The organism is Candidatus Methanodesulfokora washburnensis (genome assembly GCF_003947435.1).
Classification (GTDB): Archaea; Korarchaeota; Korarchaeia; order Korarchaeales; family Korarchaeaceae; genus Methanodesulfokora; species Methanodesulfokora washburnensis.
The window spans coordinates 1-6,801 of record NZ_RCOS01000166.1 but is presented as its reverse complement, the minus strand read 5'-3'; the positions used below and the strand labels follow the sequence as shown (position 1 = coordinate 6,801).

Genomic DNA, 6,801 nt, shown 5'->3' with positions numbered 1-6,801 from the left:
TCTAATGAGGGGCCCTCCCTTGCCACAACTATTTTCTCTCCCTCCTTTGGTGCTCTCTCCAAGAACTTGATGATCTCCTCTCTGGCAATATCTCCCATTTTCACCTCAATTGCTGCCACTATTCTCCCCTTTTTCACGAGAATTCCATCTATTTCAGGATCAAGAGATCTCTGCACCCTTGCCCCATAAAGAGATGCAATGAGATCTACCACAAATCTCTCGAAATAGGTCCCTTCCTTGACAGAGGCAAGATTTTCAAGCTCCTCCATCGGGACATCAATCTCATAGTATCCAAGCTTTGTGTCCAGGTAGTAAAATAGGTCGATAAGGGGGGACTCTATGCTGTAAAGGTATCTTTTTCTGCCTGCAAGCTGGGTTCTGCTGGCTATTCCCATCCTGAGGAGATTTGCCAGATAGCTCTTGACATCCTGGCTTCTCAGTCCTCTCTCGATAAATCCAGATATGTAACCAGCTACCTCCCCTGGAGTGCTGTTTCCCAAGCTTAAGGCCCTGATTATCAGCTCGTATCTATCCGTCAGAACTCTATCCTCCTCGCTGAACACCTCCCCTATTAGAGCTGGGACATTGAACCTGATGGCCTCTATCACATCAGATCTTCTGAACTTCCCCGGATTCACGAATCTCATTATCCAGGGGTCTCTTATGTAAGGAGCGATCCTCAGAAGAAGCTCGGGAGAAATACCGAGTTTAAATAACCCTCTTATCAAATCAACAGGCCTTATTAAACCAACTTTCACCGGCCTAACTATGCCAAGAAGAGGGCTTCTCCTCTCCATAAGTTTTCTTGCTACCGAGAAACTTGATCCAACCAGAATTAGCTTTGCTCTTGAGTCTGGGCTGTGATAATGGAGGAGGTCGAGAAACTTCTCTGGGAGCCTCTGGAATTCATCCACAACAACTGTTATGTCCTTGAGCAGAAGGTTCTTGATGCGCTCCTCGAAAACTGGATATAAAAGTTGCTCCTCATGCTCTAGGATAAGCCCGCCTCTAGTCACAAAGAAGTAATTTTCATGCCTTACCATATGTCTAAGCATGTAGGTTTTTCCTGTCTTTCTTCTTCCGAAGACAAGGACCCATCCGGGTTTCTCTATCTTCTGAACTTCGCTTCTGGGAATCATGGTTATGGGAATCATGGTTCCCAGTACTTAAAAGTTATATATAAAATAATAAATCATTGATTACAGAGTTCTCGATTGATCGATTTCTCCACCAAAATCAACTGGAGTTGCTGGAGATTTCCTAAAAGCTGATTTAACTGATTATTGCAGGAGCATAAATCTTTTTATTCCCGCTTTTCTCCAATAGACGATGAGCGAGAGTCCATTTGATCTATACTATAAGGAATATGATGAGTGGTATGAGAGGAACAGGTTTGCTTATCTAACTGAGTTAGAGGCCTTAAAGAGGGAAATCCCAAGGAATAAGAGGGGATTAGAGGTTGGTGTCGGTACTGGAAGATTTGCGAGTCCTCTTGGAGTTCCCTTTGGTATAGATCCGTCTGTCAGCATGATAAAGGTGGCAAAGGATCGGGGAGTTGAGGTTGTACAGGGAGTAGGAGAGGAGATGCCGTTTCCCGATAGTGCATTTGACTACGTCCTGCTAGCCATAACTATATGTTTCCTTGAGGATCCTGATAGAACAATTCTGGAGATAAGAAGGATCCTGAAGCCCAATGGGTTTCTTATAATAGGAATAGTGGATAGAGAAAGCTTCCTCGGCAGATATTATATCGGGAAAAAAGAGGAAAGCAAGTTCTACAAACATGCCAGATTTTTCTCTGTGGGTGAAATATTGGAGCTAATAAAAGGACATGGTTTCAGGGAGAAAAGGATAGTTCAAACAGTGTTTGACTTACCAGGAAGGATAAAAGAGGTGGAAGAGCCAAAAGAAGGATTTGGAATAGGAGGATTTGTTGTTATAGTGGCTGAAAAAGCTTAACTACCCATTTCATTTCTGGGCTACTGGTAAACTACTGTCCTCTTTATTCTCAGAAATGATAATCCCTCTTGGTCAGCAACCATGGATTTCCTATATGCACTCTGGTGAGTCCCTCATCCATTGCTGCTTTCAGCGCATCCATCGCATGCTTTCTGCTTGTATTTGGAAGATCGCTCATGAGAAAGCTTGGGTGGAAGGCGAGAAGGCTGTAAGGGGAATCCGGATTAATCGATGCTATAAAGCGAGCTATCATCCTGACCTCCTCCTCATCCACATATCCAGGAACTAACAGCGTGCTTGCTGAGAAAAGAGGAACTTCAGGTCTCTCCTTTGAAAGAAGGAGTGCTTCTCTTGCATTTTGATATAGCACTCCTATTTCCCTGCCTGTTAACGCTTTATAAAGTCTGGGATTCCATGCCTTGAGATCAAACTTCACGATTCCACCGCTCTTCATTGAGGTATCCATAACTGCCCTCATTATTCTGGTGTTAAAGTGGCCGTTTGTCTCCCAGCATATCCTCATGATACTGTCCTTGAAAATCTCCATTGCTCTTCTAGCAACAAGGAGGGCATTGGAGACCTGAGGAGATGGATCCCCGCCGAAAAAGCAGATGCATGTCACCCTCCTGGATGCCGCTTTTAGAAGGGTTTCTGTGCTGACAACAGGTTTCTTTGCCTTTAAAATATCCCTGAAGAACCAGTTCTGGCAGAAAAGACAGTCTAAATTGCAGGTCCCATAAAAGACAGCTAAATTGTAGTAACCCGACTCTGGACCATTTCTTAAAGCCCACTTTGGATATCCCAGCCCAGTTGATGCAGGACAGAACCAGTAGTTGACGCAGTTCGTCGGTATCGGGTCATAATAATACTCCAAAAGACCATGAGAAGGTGCTCCTGCCAGATTAACCAGCTTTCCACCAGCATTTGAGACTATTCCACAGTATCCGACTCCCCCATCAGGTATAACACATTCTGCATCACAAATTAGACATTTCACCCCCTCTCCCTTGGGAGGGCTGAGGGGCAATCCAGCTCTAGCAATCTTATGGGCAGATAATGTGAGATCAACAGCACCTGGATCGCTTCTGATGCACTCCAAGCAGACCCCTAGCGAGCTTGATATAAGAGGGGATCTCCTTCCACATATCCGGCACTCTCCCAAGCCGATCCCTGTATATAAGAGGTTTTCATATAAAAGGAATCTTCTTTCTGTGGGTAGCTGATCCTATCCATAAAACTAGTGTATACGCTATGAAAGCTTTAAATACTGAATTGAATGCTTAAGTAACTCAAAAGATAGCAGAGATCAGCAAGAATAGTCCCTTAAAAACCATAAGAGGTGAAGGTCCGTGCTGAAGCAGTCTAGCAGCGTTTGCATGATCTCCTCCAGCTAAATCTACCGGGTGATTAAGTGGAAGAATGTGTTGTCTTTGACATAGATAATACCTTGTTCGATTCTAGAGAAAGGTTCGATGTTGTTGCAAGAAGATTTGGGATAATATCTCCAAGAGAGCTCCCCTTTGAGATACAGAAGGAGTTCTGGAAGAGCTATATGGACCCAGCACTTCTGAGCCTTGACAGGCCTATAGCTAGGGCAGTTGAAATGGCAGTTTTGGCTAGGAGAAGAGGGCTGAAAGTGATCATAATAACAGGAAGGTATGAGCGACTTAGGGCTGACACTGTTACTCAACTGGTGCAAGCAGGTGTTCCCTTTGATGCTCTGATCATGAGGCCTGAGGACAACTATCAGGAGGACAGGGATCTAAAGCCGTTCTTGGTGAGAAGAATCAGATGTAATGTGGTTGAATATCACGACGACGATCTTGACACCCTGCTTGAGATAGGAAAAATGTTTCCAAGAGCTCTGTTGTTTCTACATAGGCCCGATGGAACCTTTGACATAATCCAGCAGGAGAACAGAAAGGGTCACTAAAATAGCCAAGCTACTACCCTCTACTCTGCAAATCTCGAACTCTGCTAAATGTCAGAGACCAGTTGAGATAACAGAATTCGCATAATTCCAGATAAAACTGTTATCTCAGGCTTTCCTGCTTTCATCACTTCTGCAAGCAAGCTTTGAGATCTTGGAAAGGTATCTTGATATTTTGACCACTTCCTCAGACACCTCTCTTATTCTTCCATCCTCAACCACCATATATCTTCTCATCGGAGGATTTCTCACTATTTTGCAGACCTCCTCCACCGTATGGTGAAGCTGAACGCAGTGAAGGGAGCCATCGACTGTTAGCACAGCTATTTCATCATAGTCTCCTCTAGTCAGAATTCCAGCCAGCTTAAAGCCTATCATGTTGGCATGTTCTTCCTCAAGGCAGCAGCTCAGCTTTGCATACCCATCAAATTCCTGTAATAGCTTTTCATCGAGGCATGCTCCATACAAAAGGATCTTTCTGAAGCTCCTGAGGTAACTCGATCTGACATTCGTATTTATCAGCTTGGGCATAGAGAAAGAGGTATGTTCGAGTTAAACCTTTTCATTCTTATCGATTGGAGGCTTCTTCTTGTGCGCATGAGTTCAGATGTGTTATGCCGATATCTTCTTCTATGAAACTAAAAATTTTTACCTCTCCTGTGTAGTATTTCGCATGGAGGAGTGCCTGAAATTTCTGATGAGCAGGAGAAGCATAAGACTTTTTAAGGATAGAGAGGTAAGTGATGAGCTGATAAGAAGGATTTTAGATGTGGCTAGATATGCACCAAGTGCCAAAAACTCCCAACCATGGGAGTTTGTCGTGGTGAAAGATGAGGAGATAAGAAAGAGACTCGCATCAATACATAGGTATGCATATCCTCTGCAGAGAGCTCCTGTTACGATAGCTGTTCTCTGCGATCCAAAGCTATCCCCTGACTCATACCTAGCTGATTGTGCGAATGCTACAATTTACCTAATGCTTGCTGCTCATGCTTTAGGTCTTGGCACGGTTTGGATTCAATCACTGAGAAATGTAAAGGAGATCAATGAGATAATAGGGGCTCCTGAGGGGAGGATACCAGTTGCATTAATAGCTCTAGGTTGGCCTGCTGAAAAGCCTGAGGCTAGGCCTAGGAAGGAGCTGAGTGAGATAGTTCACATAAATAGATATGGGAACAAGATGAAATAGGTGGTTCCAATGATAAAAGCAGTTTCCTTCGACCTCTGGTTCACTCTCATATGGGAAAATCAGGAGGATGAAAGAGAATACACGAAAATGAGAATAGAGGCAATTCATAACTCTCTTAGGGAGCTGGGATTCAATATATCCCCTGATGATATCTATTCGGCATATGCTGAGACAAAGGATTTCAGGCTCTTCACAAAAGTTGATGAGCTGATGAGAATAATTATCCTGAGCTTGGGATTAAACCCGGATGAAGAGATCGTGAGGAAGGTTGCAGAAGCATATGACACCTCAACTGATTCATTTAAGCCTAGGGTAAATGAGGAAGCACTTGATGTCATTCCGGAGCTGAGGAAAGCAGGAGTAAAGGTAGCAATCACGACATCGACTTCCTTCAGCGGAAGGGCTGTGAGGAACCTTCTGAAGAATGCTGGAATTTATGATGTGGACTGTGTGATATCCTCCTCAGATATAGGCTGTGTTAAGCCCCAGAAAAAGGTCTTTGCCAGCTTAGTGGAGGAGCTGAAGGTAAATGGAGAAAACATAGTTCATGTGGGTGATTCCTATATTCATGATGTTGTCGGGGCCATAAACTCAGGGTTAAAAGCAGTTTACTACCCAAAGCTTGCCGAATTGAGAGGATCCAAAATAGCTAGGTGTAAGATAGCTCCTGTAATATGGAACTTGAAGGATCTGTTGCATCTAATTGAGTGATGGAGATGTCAGGACCTGAGGAGATAATCTGGATCATAACGGGTGCTTGTAATCTCAATTGTCCCTACTGTTATGCCAAACAATATGCAGATGAGGAGGAGATTTCAGGGGATGCTGTGCTAGAGCTGCTTGAGGAGGCCTCTAATGAAGGTGTTAGTGAGGTTAACTTCACGGGAGGAGAACCTCTGCTGAGAAAGGACATCTTTAGAATTCTGAGAAAAACCGTGGACCTTGGAATGGATGCGAGCCTCTTCACAAATTTGATGAAGATGAACCGGGATAAGGCTGTGGAGCTATGCAAGCTGGATATCTATGTGCTCACGAGTTTAGATGGACCGAGGACAGTTTATGAGAGAGCAAAAGGTTCAGGATCTTGGGACAGGTTCATAAGAGGAGTCGAGCTTCTCAGGGAACATGGAGTTCCATTTCATATAAATATACCTATATCAAAAATAAATTATAGTGTAGTAGGGGAAGCTCTGAGAACTGCTGATAAATTAGGGGCTAGAAGTGTATCTATGATTCCATCGATGGCATATGGAAGCTCCGTAATAACAGGTTCATTTATCACCAAGGATGAGCTGATCTCAGCTCTCAGGATTGCTGATAACACAGCTGAAGAGCTCGGTATAAAAGTAAGTGTCTGGTGCGCTCCATTTCTCGGCATACTTGGCCTGAAAAATCTCAGATATGGAAACTGCAGGAACTGGAGTGTTATGGATATATCTCCAGGAGGAAGGGTGCTTTTATGCGATGTGATGGATGTTGAAGTCGCAGATATAAGAGAAGGGATTGCAAAAGCTTGGGAAAAGCTGAAGGAGCATCCTCTGATGAGAAAAGCAATGGAGTTGCCAGAGGAATGCAGAGGCTGTCCTATCTCAGATATCTGTCTTGGAGGATGTTATGCTAGAGCATACAACTGCTGGAGAAAGCTTCCCTCACCAGACCCTCTTTGTCCAAGGATAAGGAAGGTAAATTGCTGATTCTGTCGTATAATAATGCTTGTTCTGTC

At 43.9% G+C, this 6,801-nt stretch carries 8 protein-coding genes; 5 read left to right on the top strand and 3 right to left on the bottom strand.

Annotated features, from left to right (window positions below):
- Positions 1-1,154, bottom strand: a 1,154-nt coding sequence (locus D6D85_RS14410; RefSeq protein ID WP_133308331.1) for an AAA family ATPase, incomplete at its 3' end; no start/stop codon positions are given.
- Between the two features lie 175 nt (positions 1,155-1,329).
- Here D6D85_RS14410 and D6D85_RS14405 point away from each other — a divergent pair.
- Positions 1,330-1,959 carry a class I SAM-dependent methyltransferase gene (locus D6D85_RS14405; RefSeq protein WP_125672735.1) on the top strand — a complete coding sequence of 210 codons (630 nt, stop codon included), beginning with the start codon at positions 1,330-1,332 and terminating at the stop codon, positions 1,957-1,959.
- Positions 1,960-2,008: 49 nt separating this feature from the next.
- Here the strand turns inward: D6D85_RS14405 and D6D85_RS14400 are convergent, their stop codons facing one another.
- Positions 2,009-3,121 carry a radical SAM protein gene (locus D6D85_RS14400; RefSeq protein WP_125672734.1) on the bottom strand — a complete coding sequence of 371 codons (1,113 nt, stop codon included), beginning with the start codon at positions 3,119-3,121 and terminating at the stop codon, positions 2,009-2,011.
- A gap of 249 nt (positions 3,122-3,370) precedes the next feature.
- Between D6D85_RS14400 and D6D85_RS14395 the strand changes: the two genes are divergently transcribed.
- Complete coding sequence (locus D6D85_RS14395) at positions 3,371-3,892, top strand: HAD family acid phosphatase (protein WP_125672733.1); 522 nt, start codon at positions 3,371-3,373, stop codon at positions 3,890-3,892.
- 105 nt (positions 3,893-3,997) lie between these two features.
- Here D6D85_RS14395 and D6D85_RS14390 read toward each other — a convergent pair whose 3' ends face one another.
- Entirely contained in the window at positions 3,998-4,420 is a 423-nt protein-coding gene (locus tag D6D85_RS14390; RefSeq protein ID WP_125672732.1) for a 4Fe-4S ferredoxin, read from the bottom strand.
- A gap of 142 nt (positions 4,421-4,562) precedes the next feature.
- On the opposite strand from D6D85_RS14390, the gene D6D85_RS14385 reads away from it, so the two are divergent.
- From D6D85_RS14385 to D6D85_RS14375, 3 genes are read left to right on the top strand one after another with little or no spacing between them, the layout of a single operon-like run.
- Positions 4,563-5,078: a nitroreductase family protein gene (locus tag D6D85_RS14385; protein WP_125672731.1), complete on the top strand. Its 516-nt coding sequence runs from the start codon at positions 4,563-4,565 to the stop codon at positions 5,076-5,078.
- Positions 5,079-5,087: 9 nt separating this feature from the next.
- Positions 5,088-5,789, top strand: coding sequence for an HAD family hydrolase (locus tag D6D85_RS14380; RefSeq protein ID WP_153184019.1), 702 nt, complete (start codon positions 5,088-5,090; stop codon positions 5,787-5,789).
- Positions 5,789-6,772 (top strand): radical SAM/SPASM domain-containing protein, encoded by a 984-nt coding sequence (locus tag D6D85_RS14375; RefSeq protein WP_237558868.1) that lies wholly within the window; start codon positions 5,789-5,791, stop codon positions 6,770-6,772. Before D6D85_RS14380 ends, D6D85_RS14375 begins: the two co-directional genes overlap by 1 nt.
- Positions 6,773-6,801 lie beyond the last annotated feature (29 nt).